This window comes from Chitinophaga rupis, from assembly GCF_900109685.1.
Taxonomy (GTDB): Bacteria; Bacteroidota; Bacteroidia; order Chitinophagales; family Chitinophagaceae; genus Chitinophaga; species Chitinophaga rupis.
This window is the reverse complement of sequence record NZ_FOBB01000002.1, coordinates 1,349,811-1,368,553: the sequence shown is the minus strand read 5'-3', so window position 1 is coordinate 1,368,553 and position 18,743 is coordinate 1,349,811. Positions and strand designations below refer to the sequence as shown.

Below are 18,743 nucleotides of genomic sequence, written 5' to 3'. Positions count from 1 at the left end.
ACTGATCCGTCCCATAGTTACGGTAGCTCAATTACCCGTATCAGCCACTATTGAATAAAAGACCAGATGCAATTATTAGATCTTAGAAAGAACCTTGTTAAAGGTGTTAGTTTAACCTCCTTAAAGAAGACATTACGCCTCTATAAATACGTAAAGCCTTACTGGCCGCAGTTTAGCCTGGGCATGTTATTCCTGTTCATTTCCAGCCTGGCCGGACTGGCTTTTCCCAAGCTGCTGGGCGACCTGGTAGATTCCAGCACCCATGGCCACCTGATGCGCGATATGAACCGCCTGGGGTTTATGCTGGTAGGCGTACTGGCCGGGCAGGCCCTGTTCTCCTATTTTCGCATCATTCTGTTTGTGAACGTAACGGAAAAAACCCTGGCCACCCTGCGGCAAACCATTTATAACCATCTTATTAAGCTGCCTATGAAGTTTTTTGTGAACCGGCGGGTAGGGGAGCTGGGCAGCCGCATTTCCTCCGATATTTCCATGCTGCAGGAAACCTTTACCACTACCATTGCGGAGTTCATACGGCAGATCATAGTCATTGTTGGCGGTATTGCCCTGCTGCTGCATACATCGGCCAAGCTAACCCTGTTCATGCTGGCTATATTTCCCTTTATTATGCTGGTAGCCTATGTGTTCGGGCGTTTTATACGACGTTTTTCCAAACAGGTGCAGAACCAGGTAGCAGAAGCCAACACCATTGTAGAAGAAACCCTGCAGGGCATCCTGAACGTAAAAGCATTTGCCAACGAGTTCTTTGAAATGAACCGTTACAAACAAAAAACACTGGAAGCCGCTGCCACCGGCATAAAAAGCGGCAGGTACCGCGGCGCTTTCTCCTCCTTCCTGATCATGGGCATTTTTGGCGCCATGGTAGCGGTGATCTGGAGAGGTGCAATACTGATCTCCACCGGCGAAATGGGATCAACCGGCGAGCTGTTCTCCTTTATTATCTACTCCGGCTTTATAGGCGGTTCCGTAACCGGGCTGGCAGAGGTTTATACCAGCATACAACGCAGCATGGGCGCCACAGAGAACCTGCTGGAAATACTGGATGAACCGGCAGAACCCATTACCGACAGCAGCCTGATAGCGCCCGAGCACCACCTAAGCGGGCAGATCACCTTTGAGAACGTATCTTTCCACTACCCCTCACGCGCTGATATACCGGTGCTGCAGAATGTATCATTCACCGTGGCTGCAGATCAGCAGGTGGCATTGGTAGGCCCCAGCGGAGCCGGTAAAAGCACCATTGTATCCTTATTACTTCGTTTATACGATCCGGTGAGTGGGCTTATAACCTATGATGGGCGCAATAGCCAGGACCTGCCACTCTCCGCCCTGCGCGGGCAAATGGCAGTGGTACCGCAGGATGTGTTCCTGTTTGGCGGCACCATCCGTGAAAATATTGCCTATGGTAAACCCGGCGCTGATGATGAAGCCATTATTGAAGCTGCCCGTAAAGCCAATGCATGGGAGTTCATCCAGCGTTTTCCCGCCGGGCTGGACACTATAGTAGGAGAGCGCGGCATACAGCTGTCCGGCGGACAGCGCCAGCGTATTGCCATTGCACGCGCCGTGCTCAAAGATCCCCGGATCTTAATACTGGATGAAGCTACATCTGCCCTGGATTCTGAATCGGAAAGACTGGTACAGGACGCCCTTGAAAAGCTGATGGAAGGCCGGACCTCTATTGTAATTGCACACCGCCTTTCCACCGTTCGCAAAGCAGATAAGATCATTGTGCTGGACAAGGGCCACATTGTAGAAGAAGGTACGCACAAAGAGCTGATAGATGTAGATGGCGGCTTGTATAAGAATTTGAGTGAGATGCAGTTTTCGCATTAACCGCTACAAATAAGGCTTCATTTCCTCCTCAATATTCTTACGCAGGTCCATCAGGCGCTGTGCATAATCATGCATGTGCAGCTCTTCATCTGTTTTAGGCTCCCATTTAGGTACAGCTACTGTTTTACCATGATCATCCACCGCTGCAAACACCATAATGCAGTGCGTAGTTTTAATACGCTCGCTTTTCCGCGGGTTAGAGGCAAATACGTTTATGGCAATATGCATGCTGCTGTTGCCGGTATAGATCACGGTAGCGTTGATCTCCACCAGGTTGCCAATGCTGATGGGCTGGTAAAAACGGATGCCGCCCACATAAACCGTTACACAATACTGCCCGCTCCACTGGGCCGCACAGGTATAGCCAGCCTGGTCAATCCATTTCATAACAGCGCCGCCATGCACTTTGCCGCCAAAGTTCACATCAGAAGGCTCAGCCAGGAACCGGAGGGTGATGGAGTTAGAGATATTGCTATTAGACATAGAGGATTTCAGATTTACGATTTTAGATTGATGAGAACACTCACAAAGACAGGGTCAAAGCTATAGTCAAAAATCGTAATTTAAAAATATTAGTCGCGGGCTTTGCCGCGGGTCCATGGTCAACGGACCATAGTCCATTGCATAGAGCATGCTACTGGTTGTTCATAAACCAGCAGTAGCCTAAACCCCAGGGAATCCAGTGACAATACAAATAGTGAAGTCTTACAATCATGTGGTAGGCCGTGGACCGTCATTCACGGTCTGTGGACAACCGCGCACCAGGCCATGGACTATGGACCATCGGCCATGGACTTTTAAGAATGATCCCCATCCGGCGGCTGCTCGCCACCATTCTCTCCGCCTTTCTCGCTTTTCTTCTTAAACAGGTTCATGTCCATCTTACCAAAGCGCCAGGCTACGTTAATGCGGAACTCGCGGGAAGCGCGTTTGCGGTATCTTTCCTGCTCAGAAAAAGCAGTAGTGGTATAATTGAGGTCTCTGTCCGTATTAAAAATATCATTCACAGCCATCGTCACAGAAAGGGCTTTATTCTTCAGAAACTCCCTTTTCAGCGCCAGATCCACCTGGTATTCGGCAGCAGCTTCTCCCTGTGGTAAGATCCGTTTGGATTCATAGTTACCCGTTACCTGCAGCAACAGGGCCAGGGGCAGCTTGGTATTGCTGTTCACTTTACCAAACCAGGTAAAACCGCTGTTATTCAGGTTAGTGCCAACATTGTCTGCATCAATTTTAGTTTGTGCCAGGTTCAGGTTGGTGGTAATATCCCAGCCGGGCAGCACCTGGTTACGTACGGTGAACTCTGCGCCGAAAGAGTTGCGGGTAGCGGCATTCACAGGGTAGGAGAGCACCACCTTTTGCATTTGCCCGTTCAGGTTCAGCGTGGTATCTGTATAAAAATCAGTAATAGCATTATTGGTATTCCGGTAGTACGTAGATACCATCACGTTATGTTTCTCTGAAAAAGTTTTCAGGTACGACAGCTCAAAGGAATTCGTGAACTCCGGCCGTAGCGCCGGGTTACCACGGCTGGCGCTTTGTGCGCTATACTCCAGGTTGGGCAGCAGGTCACGGAACCAGGGGCGGCGTATACGGCGGCTGTAGTTGATCTGCAGCTCATGATCGCCTTTGAATTTCTGCGACAGGAAAACGCTCGGGAACAGGCTTACCGGGTAATTGATCTTATAGGCGCTGGCCTTCACACTTTCCATATCGCCTTTATAATAAGACTGCTCTGCACGTAAACCAGCCTGGTAGCCAAAATTCTTAATAGTGCCGCTGTAGTTCACATACCCTGCATTGATCTGCTCCGTATAATGGTACTGGTTAGATAAAGCGCTGTCCACCACATACTGGCCGGTGCTGAAATCTTTACCCTGGGTAATGATGTCATTATTGAAAGTACGGGCCGTGGTGCGCAAACCGGCTTCCAGCTTGGAAGTAGCCGTAACAGGATCTACATAATCAATCTGCCCGGTAAGATAGGTAGTATTACCACCGCCGCGGCCAAAGCGCATTTCCGGCTCATTGGGCGAGTAAATGGGCGCATCGCTCATATCATAATACTGCAGCGAGTAGTCAGTTCCATCAGTACCATTGGCGCGGTTATAGTTAAAATCTGCTGTCAGCTCATGGCCTTCTTTTGCAAAGTTATGTTTGTATCCCAGCTGGGTGGTATAGTTGGTAAACCCGTGGTTATTATTATCGATGCCTGTACCATAGCGTATCCGCTGCTGTTTCAGATCCAGGTCATACAACGTTTGGTCATTATTATTCTCAAACTTACCATTTACTATCGACTGGGAAATGGTCAGCGTATTACGGTTATCCAGGAACAGGTCTACCCCCATACGGCCAAACTGGAAGCGGCGGAACTGGTCCCCATCCTGGTATTGGTCCAGGTAAGTAGTGGTATCGGATGCAATATTTTTGCGGAAAAGATGGGTACGGGTCCAGGCTTTACGGCTACGTACATTATAGGTCGCGAAGAAGTTGAATTTCTCCTGCCGCAGGTTCAGGTCCACACCGCCGTTAGCGCCGCCCAGGGTAGAGATGCCGGCATTCACCTGCCCGTTAATACCGGCTTTGCGGTTCTTTTTCAGTACAATATTCAGTATACCGCTCATGCCTTCTGCATCGTATTTGGCTGAGGGGTTGGTAACCACCTCTATGCGCTCAATAGCATCGGCCGGTATCTGGTCAATGGTAAGGGTAGTTGGACGGCCATCCACAAAAATGGTGGGGCTGCCGCTACGTACAGATACGTTGCCATCAATATCCACGCTTACAGAGGGTACCTGCTTCAGCACATCGGCAGCAGTGCCACCCACCGTAGAAAGACTTTTATCTACATTAAATACTTTCTTGTCAATAGCCATAGTATAGGTAGGTTTGGTGCCCACCACTTCCACACCGGCCAGTGATTTTACATTGGCGCTCAATTTTATATTGCCTGCATCCACCTGGCTGCCGGCCTTCAGGTTGATAACTTTATAAACGGTTGTATACCCAATGAAATTTACCTTCAGCAGGTATCTGCCTGCAGCCACATTCTCGAAGTTAAAATCGCCATTGCCTTTGGAAAGCATACCGGTTACAACGGTAGAATCGGAGGGCCGTAAAAGCGCTACAGAAGCATATTCCACGGGTTTATTACCCTGTACATCCACCAGCTTTCCTATAATAGTGCCCTGCGTTGCGCCTGCATGCTGCGCCTGTGTAGTAATATTAGATCCAAGTAGTATGATTACCAATCCCCAAAAGGCAAAAGTCCGCATATAAAAAATTTTCTTCCTCAAGATTTGCTTTAATCTCCGCCCATAAAAGTAATAGGAATCCAGGGCGTTAAACCCGTTTTATGATGAATGGTAAGGGTAAGAATTTTCCACATCCAATGCCTTATATCCTGCATCATTTCTCAAACTTCGTACCTTTGCCACACGCCTAACTAGTACCCATATGCACCGCGATTACCAACCTGACTGGGATATATATACCTGCGCTATTGAAGATAGCCCGGCCATTATTGGGCTGGATCTTGACCTGCGCCGTTTTGCCCCGCTGAAAGATAAACCGCATGCTATATTTATATCAGTATACCTGAACCATCCCCGTTCCGATGGTTTTCCGCAAGGGGATGAATTTGCTACCCTGGGCGAAATAGAGGACAGCCTGGTAGAGCAGCTGGAAGAAAAGCTGAATGCCTATTTTGTGGGCCGTACCATTTCCAATGGCGTGCGCGACTTTTACTTTTATACCGGTAATACCCTGCTGCACGATAAGGCCATTTCCGATGTGATGATTAATTTCCCCAATTACCGCTACGATTTTGGGGTACAGGAAGACCGGACCTGGGAGCTGTATTTTGATTTTTTACTGCCGGATGTGCAGGAATTTCAACGCATCCAGAACCGTAAAGTGATGCGTATGCTCCAGAAACATGGGGATATCGGGGAGATGGAAAGACCCATTGACCACTGGATCTATTTTAGCCGGGAGGAGGAACGTGACCGGTACTGGCAGCATGTAAAAAAAGACGGCTTCCGTATAGAGAAGAACAGCCGCAGCAGCGAAAAAGACTACCCTTTTGTACTGCATATTTCCCGTGAAGATAAAACCACCGACCAGCGCATAGACCAGGTAGTCATGTACCTGTGGGAGCTGGCCCGCGAAATGAATGCCCGCTACGACGGCTGGGAAACCGTGATCGTAAAATAATGGCTGCTTAAACCGCCTTACCCGCTAACCGATTTGGCACGCTTGGAATGATAATTGTATCCGTACCATTATTAACTTAAAACTATTAGCTTATGTTACGCTGGGCACTTATCTTCTTTATTGTTGCCATTATCGCAGCAATTTTCGGATTTGGCGGAATAGCAGCCGGTGCTGCATCCATAGCCAAAATACTCTTCTTCATTTTTGTGGTATTATTCCTTGTATCCCTGTTATCAGGATTACTGAGGAGGTAAATAAGGGGACCGAAAAAATTAAACGGAACGGAAAAAAGGAAAACAAATCACAAAGGATAACAATCCTTTCATGATTTTCCTTTTTTCCGTTTCTTCTTTTTTTAATACATTACACATAAGAACTGTTACACGCGTTTAAGCTGTCTGAAAAGATTGGGAAGATTTATTAAAATATATTGGTTAATCTGCTGTTGCTATTTGCTGCAGCCACACATAGTGCAGGGGGGAATGAAGCCGGCTTTTGGAGTTCCGCAGGAAGCCGATACCACGCCCCAGCCCCGCCGGAATACGATATTCAAACGCATTGCCCAATACCGGGACTCCATCCGTAATAAAAATTACCGCGATTCGCTGGTACGCCGCATTACCCGGCAAAATGTGCCGGAACCCGCGGGCTCCGACAGTACCCTTATAAAAAGTGAAAAATATTTTACTCCTTACAGTGGAAAGGTGGTACGCGATATTTATTACCGGCAGGTAAATGTATTTGGCCCCCGCAACATTAATGATACCGCTTTCCGCAGCGGTATGAAGCTGCTGAAATTTGCCAACCGCCTGCACATTAATACTGCCGAATGGGTGATCCGGCAATCCCTCTTTTTCCGGGAAAATGATACCATTGATCCGTATACCATGGCAGATAATGAACGTTACCTGCGTAACCGCCCGTTTATACAGGATGCGCGGGTGTACATCATAAATACCGGCGCCTCGCCGGATTCTGTGGACCTGCTGGTGGTAACAAAAGACCTTTTTGAATATGGCGCCGACCTGCGGGAAATAACCCAAACGGCTTTCCGGGGCGGCGTTTCCAATAACAACCTGCTGGGTGCCGGGCAGGGGGTGGATATTACTACCATGTGGCGCAACGACCGCTCCCCGCCCTGGGGCGCAGCCCTCACATATACCAAGTATAACGTGGCAGGCTCGTTTGTGGATGCTTCTGTAGGCTATACTACCCTCAATGACTATACGCCGGCAGCTATTGATACGGGGGTGTTTGAAGGTGCATATTTTATTAACCTGAACCGTCCCCTGTACCGTACCAGCGCCAGCCTTATAGGAGGGTTATACCTGTCGCGCAGTTATTCCATTAATTACCGTAACCTGCCGGATTCCCTGTATCGCGACTACCGTTACAGCGTAATAGATGCCTGGGTGGGGTACAACTTTATTAACCCGGGAAAGAACGGCCAGGATCCTGGTAAAAAGCCGAATGTAGCCTTGCTTGCACGGCATTACAACCTCTTTTTCCACCGGAATCCCGGACAGGAGATCTTTAAGTATGACCCGGTGTATAACGATCGCCGTTATTACCTGGGGCAGCTGGCCGTATTCCGGCAGGATTTCTTTAAGGCGCACTATTTCTTTGGATTTGGCAGAACGGAAGATATTCCGCTGGGGTATAACGCATCCATATCATCCGGGTGGGAAAGCTGGCGAAGCCGCAAGCGATTTTACACTGCGCTGGAGCTGCACAAGTTCTGGGTTACCAAACATGAGGGGCTGTTCAATACCACATTTGCAGTAGGTTCCTTCTGGCAAAGAGGGTCCTCTGAAGATGCTATTATACATGCCAACATGGAGTACTACAGCAACCTGTTCAACTTCAAATGGGGCAAGCTGCGCCAGTTTGTAACGGTAGATTTCCTGGCCAACCCCAATAACTTTTTCTATAAACCGCTGAGTGTAAACCTGGATGTGGGTATCTGGGGGTATCGTAATTCCAGGATCAATGGCTACCAGCGCCTGAACGTGCGCTCTGAAACCGTGTACTACAGCCCGCTGAAATTGCTGGGCTTCAAGTTTAATTTCTCTACCTATCTGCAGCTGGCGCAGATCACGGAGAAAAATAATGCCATTTTTAAGAACCCGCTGCATAGCGCTGTGGGTGCGGGGGTACGCATCCGTAATGAGAACCTGGCCCTGAACACCTTCCGCCTGGCCGCCTATTATATGCCGGATGCGCCGGCGCCGGTAAAGTCTTTCTATTATGAGATCACTACTATTGTAGATTTCAGGTTTGATATCTCTGTGCTGCGGGCACCGGGCTTTTTATCGTTCCGGTAGCTGAAAGCGCAAAGCATAAAGCATAAAGCTCAATGCAGCGGTTCATTAGTGCGGATGGTTTCTCTACTATCCCGCCGATCCCTTTATGCTTTATGCTTTATGCTTTCGGCTTTATGCTTTCTGCTTTACGCTTTCTGCACTTTTATGATCACCATTTTGGAAACGGGCGTATTACTCTTCTCCGCTACACTGCTCAAAGGCACCAGCACATTGGTTTCCGGGAAATAAGTGGCGGTGTTCCTTTCCGGGATATTATACGCTACTACAATAAAGCGGTGCGCTATCCGGCGCTGCCCGTCATCCTCATTAATAAGGTCCACAACATCACCGGCTTTTAAACCGGCGCGCTGAATATCTTTCTCATTCATGAGGATCACACGGCGTTCATTGTATACACCACGGTAGCGGTCATCCAGGCCGTAAATAGTGGTGTTAAACTGGTCATGGCTGCGGATGGTCATCATCACGTATTCATCTGGCGCCAGCGACAGGGGACTGATGTTAGCCACGCTAAAATGCGCCTTCCCGCTGCCCAGGATATTAAAACGGCCTTCCCGGGCCGTATTGGGTAAATAGAATCCGCCGGGATGGCGTACCCGTTCATTGTAGTTATCAAAGCCGGGGATCACCTTTTCAATGTCGTTCCGGATATGATCGTAGTGCTGTTCATACACATCCCAGCTCACTTTAGAACGATCTTCCAGCAAGGCTTTGGCCAAACGGCAAATGATCACCGGTTCGCTCAGCAGCTCGTCAGACACCGGTTCCAGATTCCCCTTGGACATTTGTATTACGCCCATGGAGTTTTCACAGGTCACAAATTGCCGTTCCCCGCTGATCATATCTATATCTGTACGGCCCAGGCAGGGCAGTATCAGCGCTTCCTGGCCGTGCACTAAATGGCTGCGGTTCAGTTTTGTAGATACATGTACCGTAAGCCTGCAGTTACGCAGGGCCTGTGCCGTCAGGTTGGTATCCGGTGTGGCAGAAAGGAAGTTGCCGCCCATGGCCATAAATACTTTAGCGCGCCCTTCCAGCATGGCACGTATGGAGTGTACGGTATCAAACCCGTGATGCTGGGGCGGTATAAACCCATACACATCCTGCAGGCGCTGCAGCAGGGCAGGAGAGGGTTGTTCAAAAATGCCCATGGTACGGTCGCCCTGCACATTGCTGTGCCCGCGTACGGGGCAGGTGCCTGCGCCGGGTTTGCCAATACTGCCTTTCATCAGCAGCAGGTTCACCACCTCCTTAATAGTATCTACCGCATTTTTATGCTGGGTAAGGCCCATGGCCCAGCAGGCCACTATGTTCTTTTTCCGCGCCAGCACTTTTGCGGCCGCCTGGATCTGCGCTACCGGTACGCCACAATCCCCTGCCAGCTCAGCTACAGTATATTGTTGTAAGTTTTGTACATAATGCTCATAGCCATGGGTATGTTTGGCAATAAAGTGATGGTCCAGCACCGTATCTGGCTGCTCAGCTTCCGCTTCCAGCAGCAGCAGGGCCAGGGCCTTTATTAAAGCCATATCCCCGTTAATGCGTACCTGCAGGAAAAGATCGGCCAGGTGTGTTTTAATGCTCAGAAAACCTTTTACCGTTTGCGGGTTCAGGAAGTTCATTAAACCAGCTTCCGGCAAGGGGTTTACGGCTATAATGGTAGCCCCGTTGGCTTTGGCCTTTTGCAGGGCGCTTAGCATACGCGGGTGGTTGGTGCCTGGGTTTTGCCCCAGTATAATGATCACCTCCGCCTTATAAATATCTTCCAGTGTAACAGAACCTTTGCCAATACCCAGCGATTCGCCCAGGGCCACCCCGCTGGATTCGTGGCACATATTGGAACAGTCGGGCATGTTGTTGGTGCCGTATTCCCGCACCATCAGCTGGTACAGAAAAGCCGCTTCATTGCTGGTACGCCCGGAGGTGTAAAAGATGGCTTCGTCCGGCGATGCCAACGCGTTGAGATGATTGGCTATTTTCTGAAAGGCTGTTTCCCAGGAAATGGGTTTGTAATGCGTTCCGCCGGAAGGCAGGTACATAGGCTGTGCAATGCGGCCTTTTTTCCCGATCTCATAGTCTGAAAGGTCGGCCAGGTCGGCTACCGCATTGGCGGCAAAAAAATCAGGCGTTAACTTTTTGAGCGTAGCTTCTTCTGCAACGGCCTTGGCGCCGTTCTCACAATACTCGGCAACAGAGGAGCGGTCATCGTCCGGGTCGGGCCAGGCGCAGCTTGGACAGTCAAAACCATCCTTTTGGTTCAGCTTCAGCAGGGCCTTCATACCCCGCAGCGCGCCCGCTTCTTTTAAGATGTGCTGTGCACTGATCATTACTGCCGGTATACCGGCAGCCACGGTTTTAATCTTGCCTAATTTTAACCCGGTAAAATGCGCCGGGGCTTCTGCAGCGGGTATTTTTTCAGAGCTCATGTAGTTGTGTTTTAAAGCATAAAGCGCAAAGCATAAAGCTGAATGCAGCGGTTCATTGGAGCGAATGACTTTTATTTGCTACCTGCTTTCCTATTTATTTAAGTTGCCGCTGTTCGTTTGTTAAAATTAATCTGCAGCCGCTCAATCCATCCGCATCAATTCCTTTTTAATTTTTACTTTTTAACTTTTGCTTTATCCTTCCCGCACCAGTCCTTTTAATTTTTGCTTTTTGACTTTTACTTTTTACTTTATCCGCGTCAATCCCTTTATGCTTTCTGCTTTACGCTTTCGGCTTATAAAACAATTCTTTCCGCCCTCGTATAAATATTGCAGCGTTGCTGCCTTAAAAAACCAATTAACGTAATATTCCATTCTTCCGCCATTTTAACAGCCATGCTGGATGGGGCGCCCACAGCCGCAATAATAGGAATGGCAGCCATAGCGGCTTTCTGGATCAATTCAAAACCTGCACGCCCGCTTAACAGCATCAGGCAGCGGGATAATTGAATATCACCGGCCAGCAAAGCAGCGCCTATCAGCTTATCCACGGCATTATGCCGGCCAATATCTTCCTTTATCAATAGTAATTCACCCCTTGCATTGAACAAGGCAGCGGCATGTATGCCCCCCGTATCTTCAAACAACTTTTGCTGTGTACGTATGCTGTCCGGCAGCTCCAATAAGCGTGCAGCCGGAAACGTTAGTGCTGTTCCGTTATTATCGTTTTGTACGTTGGTGAATATGGAATCAATATCTGATTTGCCGCATACCCCGCAGCCGGAGTTAGAAAAGAAGTTGCGCTGCATGGGCTGCAGCACCGGTTGTACATGCGGTTGCAGTGTAACAGTAATAATGGATCCATGGGGTTGCAGGTTAGCAATGTCAGCGGCCGACTGAATAATGCCTTCTGTAAATAAAAAACCGGTGGCCAGATCCTGGTCCTGCCCTGGTGTACGCATGGTAACTGTAATATTCTGCTGCTGCCGTTCATGCTCCATACCATGTACCAGCCTTATTTCCAGCGGTTCTTCGGCGGCCAGTACATCTTCCTCATCCGTAATGGTTGTGTTATGGATCTTTTTGATCCGGGTGTATGATACGGCGTGTTGCTGCATGTGTTAAAGGTACGGAAAAGCTGAAAGGTGAAAGCATAAAGCGTAAAGCTGAAAGGCGAAAGGTGAAAGCATAAAGCTGAATGCCGAATGCTGAACGCCGAATGCAGCGGATTATGAGTGCAGATGGTTTTGCCTTTTGCTTTTTACTTCATATCTGCTAATCCTTTTTAATTTTTGCTTTTTACCTTTTTACTTTTCCCTCATCCCCGCCAATCCCTTTATGCTTTCAGCTTTACGCTTTAACAATCATCTTACCCATATTTTGACCGGAAAACAGTCCCAGCCATGCTTCCGGCAGGCGGTCAAAACCTTCCACCACGGTTTCTGCAAACTTCAGCTTATTTTCTTTTAGCCATTGGGTTAGGTGCAGCGCCGCCTCCGCATGGTATTCCTTCATATAGCGCACCAGGAATCCCTGTATCAGGATACTGCGTTTTACCACTTGTGGCAGTATGCGCGGACCGGGTGGGGTAGCGGTATCATTATAGCTGGAGATCTGTCCGCATACCGGTACCCGGGCCTGGAAGTTAAGCAGGGGAAACACCGCATCCGTAGTCGTGCCGCCTACATTGTCAAAGTAAATATCTATGCCTTTAGGGCAGGCCTTAGCCAGTGCCGCGCCCATATCAGGGGTGGTTTTATAATTAATGGCTTCATCAAAACCGAACTCCGTTTTCAGCTGCCGGATCTTTTCCTCCGATCCTGCAATGCCTATTACCCGGCAGCCCATTATTTTAGCGATCTGGCCAACCACCAATCCTACGGCTCCTGCTGCACCGGATACAACCACTGTTTCCCCAGCTTTGGGCCGGCCAATGATCACCAGTCCGCAATAGGCGGTTACCCCTGCTGATCCCAGCACCCCCAGGTAATAACTGGGAGGTATGCTTTGTGTGTCAATGGGTTTGATGGCTTCTGCAGACACAATGGCTTCCATAGCCCAGGGCAGCAGGCCGCCCGTTATAAGATCGCCGGGATTGTAGCCCATTACCTGGCTTTCCAGCACTTCGGCCACCACAGCGCCTTCTATGGGAGCATTGAGCTGGAATGGCGGAATATAGGAAGGTGCATCATTCATACGGCCACGCATATACGGATCTACTGAAAAGTACAATCCCCTGATATGTACCTGGCCGGCCTGCAGGGGCGGTAATTCAACATTTTCTGTTCTAAAAACCGAAGCATCCGGCATACCGGATGGCCGCGCCGCTAGTACGATCTGTTTAACTGACATAAGTGTGGTTTTAGCTGAAAGCATAAAGCGAAAAGCATAAAGCATAAAGCTGAATGCAGCGGATCATTAGTGCGGATAGTTTTGCTTTATTCGCGCTAATCGTTACTTTTTTCCTTTTACTTTTTCCCTTATCCCCGCTAATCCTTTTTAATTTTTGCTTTTTACTTTTTGCCTTATATGCTTTCCGCTTTATGCTCACAATCTATGCCACAGCCGTCTTATAAGAACGGATCGCCCACCAGAAAACCAGCGCCATTACCGGCAGCAGCACCGCAAAAGCCTGGAACACCACCGGGGTGTTCACCTGCCCGCCTATCAGCGCCCGGGAAGCTTCTACCGCATAATATACCGGGTTAAAGTGCGCTGCTACCTGCAGCCAGTGCGGGGCCATTTCCATTGGTAACAGAAAACCGGCCAGCAACATAATGGGTAAGGAAATACCCTGTATAATTGGCGCTATGGCATCCTCACTTTTCAGGCGTAATGCCAGCGCATAGGAGAAAGCGGCAAATAAAGCGCTAATAATAGCCAGTAATATCATCACAATTATAAACCCACCCCAGTACACCTTTAACCCGAAAGGTATAGCCATTAAAGTGATCAGCAGCGTTTGCACCAGCACCCCGCTTACATCCCGCAGCACACTGCCCAGCAGCAGCGCCAGCCGGCTGGTAGGCGTTACCCGGAAACGTTCAATAATACCCTGTCTAATCTCATCCACCAAACCAAAGCCCACATACAGGCCGCCATATACGGCTATTACTACTACCACGCCGGGCAGGAATACGTTCAGCACACTACCGCTGGTAAAACCCGGCATGCCTGTGAAATGCTGTAACATAGGCGCAAACAATAACAGGTACATTAAAGGCGTACCTACTGCCATGAACAGGAATCCCGGGTTATGCAGGGACTCTTTTACCTTGCGTACATAATATAGCTGGAGATTGGAGAAGAATGACATGGTGTGTGTTTTTTAGTCCATGGTCCATAGTCAATGGTCCATGGCATATGCTTGTAATTATTTGTATTTCGTAACGGGCGATACCCGCAGCCCTGCTTCTTGTAAAATTCCATGGACCATCGACTATGGACTGTCAACCATCGACTATGGACCATGGACCTTCTACGCTTCCTGCAGGGAGCGGCCAGTTTGCCGCAGGAATACATCGTCTAGGGTAGGCTGGGAGAGAGAGATGGTTTTCAAACCTATCTGCGCATGATCCAGTAAACGGAGTATTTCCGGCAGTGTTGCCTCGCCTTCGTGTACATATAACCGTAAGTGCCCCTGCTCATAACTGGCTTCGCGTACATAAGGCTGGGTACTGAACAGCTCCAGCGCTTTTTCATTATGCGCACCGTCGGCCGAAAGGCCCAGCAGCACTACATCGCCGGCTATTTGTTTTTTCAGCTCCCGGGGCGATCCTTCTGCTTCTATTTTTCCCTGGTCCATAATTGCAATACGGTCCGCCAGCGCATCAGCTTCATCTAAATAGTGGGTGGTTAGGAAAATGGTAACGCCGCTATCGCGCAGGCGCCTTACTTCTTCCCACAGACGGGCCCTGTTCTGCGGGTCTAAGCCGGTGGTGGGTTCATCCAGGAACAGCAGCTGCGGGCGGTGCATCATGCCCAGGGCTACATCCAGGCGGCGGCGTTGTCCGCCGGAGTAAGTAGCGGCCTTACGGTCGACAATAGCTTCCAGGTCAAAGGCCAGGATCAGCGCTTTGGCTTGCGCGGCAGCATTATGCCGGTTCATACCAAATAAACGGCCCTGCAGCACCAGGTTTTCCCAGGCGCTCATGCCACGGTCGCTGCCACCGGCCTGGCTTACATACCCGATGCGCTCGCGCAGCCGCTGCGGATGTTTCAGCAGGTCGCAGCCTGCCAGGGTAGCTTCCCCGGCATCGGGGGTAAGCAGGGTGGTAAGCATGCGCAGGGTAGTGGTTTTACCGGCGCCATTAGGCCCCAGGAAACCAAAGACCTCGCCTCTGCGCACGGCCAGGTCCACGCCGCGTACCGCTTCTACTGTTTTGCCCTGCGTCTTAAAGCTCTTTTTCAATCCATTGGTTAGCACAATATGTTCCATATAACGGAGGTTTTATCTGCCTCAAAACTAGGCAGCAGGCAGGCGGGGGGAAATACACTTTCGGTTACCGGCGGTAGAAACACCGGTGAAAGGGGGAATTGGGAAGGTTAACAGGGAGCAGGGTAGTGCCGGGGTTTTATCTACCGGAACTTCATGAAAACAATACGGCGCGATTTTGGAAGTAACCGCTTTATAAATTTAATTTAAATTCACTCCGTCGCCAAAGGGAAAATAGTACCTTACAGGCAGCAGATCTGTTACTTAAAAAACATCATATGCGTTGGCAAAACAAACGTTTAAGCGATAATGTGGAAGACCGCCGTGGCAGTGGCGGTGGCGGTATGCGTACCGTAGGTATAGGGGGCGGTATTGGCGGCATTATTATTATAGTGCTGGCGCTCTTATTTAACAAAGACCCGCAGCAGGTGCTGCAACAGGTACAACAACAGGGCGGTGGCGCCAGCCAGCCTGCAGAACAGGTAACCAGGGGCAGCGACGAAACCTCTCGTTTTGCATCTACCGTGCTTGCCTATACGGAGGATGTATGGACCGAACAATTCAGCCAGATGAACAAATCCTACACTCCGCCTAAAATGGTGCTCTTCAGTGATGCTACAGAAAGCGGCTGCGGTTTTGCCCAATCTGCCATGGGGCCTTTTTACTGCCCGGCAGATGATAAGGTATACCTGGACCTTTCCTTCTTCAACGAAATGCAGGAGCGTTTTAACGTGGTAGGCGATTTTGCCATGGCCTATGTAATTGCACACGAAGTAGGCCACCACGTACAGAACCTGCTGGGCATCAGCGCCAAAGTGCAGTCCATGCGCCAGCGTATGAGCGAAAAGGAATACAATAAATTATCTGTGAAGCTGGAGCTGCAGGCCGATTTCCTGGCCGGTGTATGGGCCAACCACGCACAGAAGATGGATACCATACTGGAGGCCGGGGATATTGAAGAAGCGCTTAACGCCGCCAGCGCAGTAGGGGATGATAAGCTGCAGCAGGCCACCCAGGGCAGGGTAGTACCCGATGCCTTTACCCACGGCACATCTGCCCAAAGAATGTACTGGTTTAAAAAAGGTTTTGAAACCGGGGATATTAAACAGGGGGATACGTTTAGCGAGAATTAATTAATGTACTGATTTATACACAACAAAGAGGCTGCATCTCAAGGCAAGAATGCAGCCTCTTTTTTTATAAACATTTCAGCATCTTATTATGAGATCAGCTTCTTCTTCCGCGCTAAATGTCCCTGCTGGTTAGCATCTTCCTCAGATAAAGGGATCGTAAAACAAAAGCTGGTAACCCCTGGCTCGCTGTGGAACCAGATGGCGCCTTTATTCAGCTCCACAAAATCTTTGGAAAGCGGCAGCCCCAGCCCACAGCCTTTTTCATGACGAGTACCGGGCATGGAATAATAAATATTGGAGAATACTTTATGCTGATCTTTATCCGGTATGCCAACACCGTTATCCTGCACACATATTTCCAGGTAGGTACCTTTAATATGCGCCAGCACCTCAATATTTCCGCCGCCGGGCGTGAATTTAATGGCATTGCTGATCAGGTTACGCAGCACCAGCTTCATCATATCCGGATCAGCAAATACCGTTACCGGCTGTTGTAAATGATGGGTAAGGGTTACCTCTTTCTGCCGCGCCAGAGATTGCAGCAATTCAATTTCCCGCCTTACCATCCCGGTAAATTCAAATTCATCGGGTTTGATGCGGATGCCCTTCATCTGCGAGCTGGCCCAGTTCAGCAGGTTATCCATCATGTAGGCAGTATTTTTCATATCGCGCCATAAATCATCCGCAAAGGTGCGGAACTCCTCTGTTGACATTTTCCGGTCACGCAGCAGGAACAGCATGCCTTCCAGGATGGCCAGGGGAGAGCGCAGGTCATGCGAGATCACAGAGAAGATCTTGTCCTTCACCTGGTTTAAGCTGCCCAGCTTCACATTCTGCTCCATGATAATACGGTTCTGCTGCGAAACTTCTTCGTTCTTACTATTCAGCTGCCGGTACAGCTCCTGCTGCCGTTTGTATAAGCGGTACAGCATCACCGTGATCACAAGCAGGATTAGTAATAAGAACGCGCAGACCGCTACCAGTATACGCTGCTGGTGAATGGTGGAAAGGTGTATTTGCTGCGCGGCTTTCAGCAAATGGTTTTCCCGCTGCCGTTTTTCAGATTCATATTTTTCGCGGGTATTGGCAATGGACAACGCCTTTTCTACTGCAAAATATTTTTCCTTCAGGGATGTGTAGGTATTGTAATGCCGCAGGGCCGTAATATAATCGCCCCGTGAAGAATCCAGCTGCGCCAGGTACTGGTAATAGATCATTTCATTCTTCGCATTCTTCTGGCTAACATTCACACGGGCAGCTTCTTCCAGCTGGCCGGCAGCAATGGCATAATGCTGCAGCAGGGTATTTACCTTAGCCAGGTTGAGCCATGTTTTACCAATGCCCGCCTGGTTTTCAGCGGCCTTATAATAACCCATGGATTTTTCCAGGTATTGCTGGGAGGTTTCGTACTCGCCTTTCTGCATGTAGATGAGCCCCATATTTTCATAGGTAAAACCCAGTCCCTGCGTATTGCCCATGCTAAGCTTCAGGCGTTCTGACTCACGCAGAAAGTAGAGCGCAGAATCCAGCTTTTGCAGCTGCATATAGCAGGAGCCAATGTTATTCAGCGTTTTGGCAATCTCCGTCTGTTCATTGAGCTGCTTCTTTATTTTTAAAGAGTGCTTCAGATAGGGTAGGGCCTGTACAGGATTGTTCTGCTCTATTAATATATTACCAATGTCGTTATTGAGAATGCCCGTCATATGCAGCTGGCCGTTCTTTTCAGCCAGTCGCAGTGCAGAGAGGGTCATGTCCATTTGCTTATCCAGGTTACCCCTGGTATTTTCTACCAGCGCAAGGTTGCGGGTAGCCAGTATGGTGCCTTCCACATATTGCAGGCTATCGCTCAGGCGCAAGGCTTCTGTAGCATAGAGCGTTGTCTTTCCCGGGTCGCTGGTAAAATATACCCGGCCCAGTTTGTTCAATAGCTGTACCCTTACCGTATCCCTTTGCGCATGCGTATACAATGCTTGCTGCAGGCTGTCGGCAGGGTTAGTTGGTGGCATCGTAAAACCCAGGTTTACCCGAAAAGAAAAAATACAGGTAAGTACCAGGTATAGGAAAAACTGTACTCTCATGTATGTCCCGGTAGTTAATCAACAAAAGGCCCCAAAGCAATGGTTATTAATGGCTTATAACCATTCATCGAATAAAAATACGGCTAAAAGCCCAGGAATCAAAAATAAATGGACCACCGGCGGCCTTTATTGTATAGCTGGTATAATTAATAATTAAGAATGAATAATTAATAATAAAGGATGATGAAGTACGGGTAATTGAATTATTAAGTTATTGATTGTTAATATGGTATTTGCAATGCGAAGCACTAAATTATTGATTGGTAAGATTATTA

The 18,743-nt window shown here is 49.1% G+C and carries 13 protein-coding genes; 5 read left to right on the top strand and 8 right to left on the bottom strand.

Features of this window, described 5'->3' with window-relative positions:
• The first annotated feature begins 66 nt into the window (after nucleotides 1–66).
• On the top strand, nucleotides 67–1,857 hold the full coding sequence (locus BMZ54_RS12480; protein ID WP_089911407.1) for an ABC transporter ATP-binding protein: 1,791 nt from the start codon (nucleotides 67–69) through the stop codon (nucleotides 1,855–1,857).
• Nucleotides 1,858–1,860: 3 nt separating this feature from the next.
• On the opposite strand, the gene BMZ54_RS12475 is transcribed toward BMZ54_RS12480, so the two are convergent.
• Both BMZ54_RS12475 and BMZ54_RS12470 read right to left on the bottom strand, forming a co-directional pair.
• The gene (locus BMZ54_RS12475) at nucleotides 1,861–2,340 is read right to left on the bottom strand and encodes an acyl-CoA thioesterase (RefSeq protein WP_089911404.1); all 480 of its coding nucleotides are present in this window, start codon (nucleotides 2,338–2,340) and stop codon (nucleotides 1,861–1,863) included.
• A 314-nt stretch (nucleotides 2,341–2,654) separates the two neighbouring features.
• Nucleotides 2,655–5,135 (bottom strand): TonB-dependent receptor, encoded by a 2,481-nt coding sequence (locus tag BMZ54_RS12470; protein ID WP_089911402.1) that lies wholly within the window; start codon nucleotides 5,133–5,135, stop codon nucleotides 2,655–2,657.
• Between the two features lie 181 nt (nucleotides 5,136–5,316).
• Here BMZ54_RS12470 and BMZ54_RS12465 point away from each other — a divergent pair, with 181 nt between their 5' ends.
• From BMZ54_RS12465 to BMZ54_RS12455, 3 genes are all read left to right on the top strand, one after another.
• Nucleotides 5,317–6,075: a DUF695 domain-containing protein gene (locus BMZ54_RS12465; protein ID WP_089911399.1), complete on the top strand. Its 759-nt coding sequence runs from the start codon at nucleotides 5,317–5,319 to the stop codon at nucleotides 6,073–6,075.
• A 92-nt stretch (nucleotides 6,076–6,167) separates the two neighbouring features.
• A complete protein-coding gene (locus BMZ54_RS12460; RefSeq protein ID WP_089911396.1) occupies nucleotides 6,168–6,329 on the top strand; it encodes a DUF1328 family protein in 162 nt (53 codons plus the stop codon).
• Nucleotides 6,330–6,557: 228 nt separating this feature from the next.
• Complete coding sequence (locus tag BMZ54_RS12455) at nucleotides 6,558–8,399, top strand: BamA/TamA family outer membrane protein (protein WP_202909217.1); 1,842 nt, start codon at nucleotides 6,558–6,560, stop codon at nucleotides 8,397–8,399.
• Nucleotides 8,400–8,524: 125 nt separating this feature from the next.
• On the opposite strand, the gene BMZ54_RS12450 is transcribed toward BMZ54_RS12455, so the two are convergent.
• The 5 genes from BMZ54_RS12450 to BMZ54_RS12430 all read right to left on the bottom strand — a co-directional run bounded on the left by BMZ54_RS12450 (nucleotide 8,525) and on the right by BMZ54_RS12430 (nucleotide 15,260).
• On the bottom strand, nucleotides 8,525–10,825 hold the full coding sequence (locus tag BMZ54_RS12450; protein ID WP_089911389.1) for an FdhF/YdeP family oxidoreductase: 2,301 nt from the start codon (nucleotides 10,823–10,825) through the stop codon (nucleotides 8,525–8,527).
• A gap of 293 nt (nucleotides 10,826–11,118) precedes the next feature.
• The gene (gene fdhD, locus BMZ54_RS12445; RefSeq protein WP_089911386.1) at nucleotides 11,119–11,940 is read right to left on the bottom strand and encodes a formate dehydrogenase accessory sulfurtransferase FdhD; all 822 of its coding nucleotides are present in this window, start codon (nucleotides 11,938–11,940) and stop codon (nucleotides 11,119–11,121) included.
• Between the two features lie 232 nt (nucleotides 11,941–12,172).
• Nucleotides 12,173–13,174, bottom strand: a complete 1,002-nt coding sequence (locus tag BMZ54_RS12440; protein WP_089911975.1) for an NADP-dependent oxidoreductase — start codon at nucleotides 13,172–13,174, stop codon at nucleotides 12,173–12,175.
• A 202-nt stretch (nucleotides 13,175–13,376) separates the two neighbouring features.
• The gene (locus BMZ54_RS12435) at nucleotides 13,377–14,138 is read right to left on the bottom strand and encodes an ABC transporter permease (RefSeq protein ID WP_089911382.1); all 762 of its coding nucleotides are present in this window, start codon (nucleotides 14,136–14,138) and stop codon (nucleotides 13,377–13,379) included.
• Between the two features lie 162 nt (nucleotides 14,139–14,300).
• A complete protein-coding gene (locus tag BMZ54_RS12430) occupies nucleotides 14,301–15,260 on the bottom strand; it encodes an ATP-binding cassette domain-containing protein (RefSeq protein WP_202909216.1) in 960 nt (319 codons plus the stop codon).
• 275 nt (nucleotides 15,261–15,535) lie between these two features.
• On the opposite strand from BMZ54_RS12430, the gene ypfJ reads away from it, so the two are divergent.
• Nucleotides 15,536–16,390, top strand: a complete 855-nt coding sequence (gene ypfJ / locus BMZ54_RS12425) for a KPN_02809 family neutral zinc metallopeptidase (RefSeq protein WP_089911379.1) — start codon at nucleotides 15,536–15,538, stop codon at nucleotides 16,388–16,390.
• Nucleotides 16,391–16,476: 86 nt separating this feature from the next.
• Here ypfJ and BMZ54_RS12420 read toward each other — a convergent pair whose 3' ends face one another.
• Complete coding sequence (locus BMZ54_RS12420) at nucleotides 16,477–18,396, bottom strand: tetratricopeptide repeat-containing sensor histidine kinase (RefSeq protein WP_202909215.1); 1,920 nt, start codon at nucleotides 18,394–18,396, stop codon at nucleotides 16,477–16,479.
• Nucleotides 18,397–18,743: the final 347 nt, after the last annotated feature.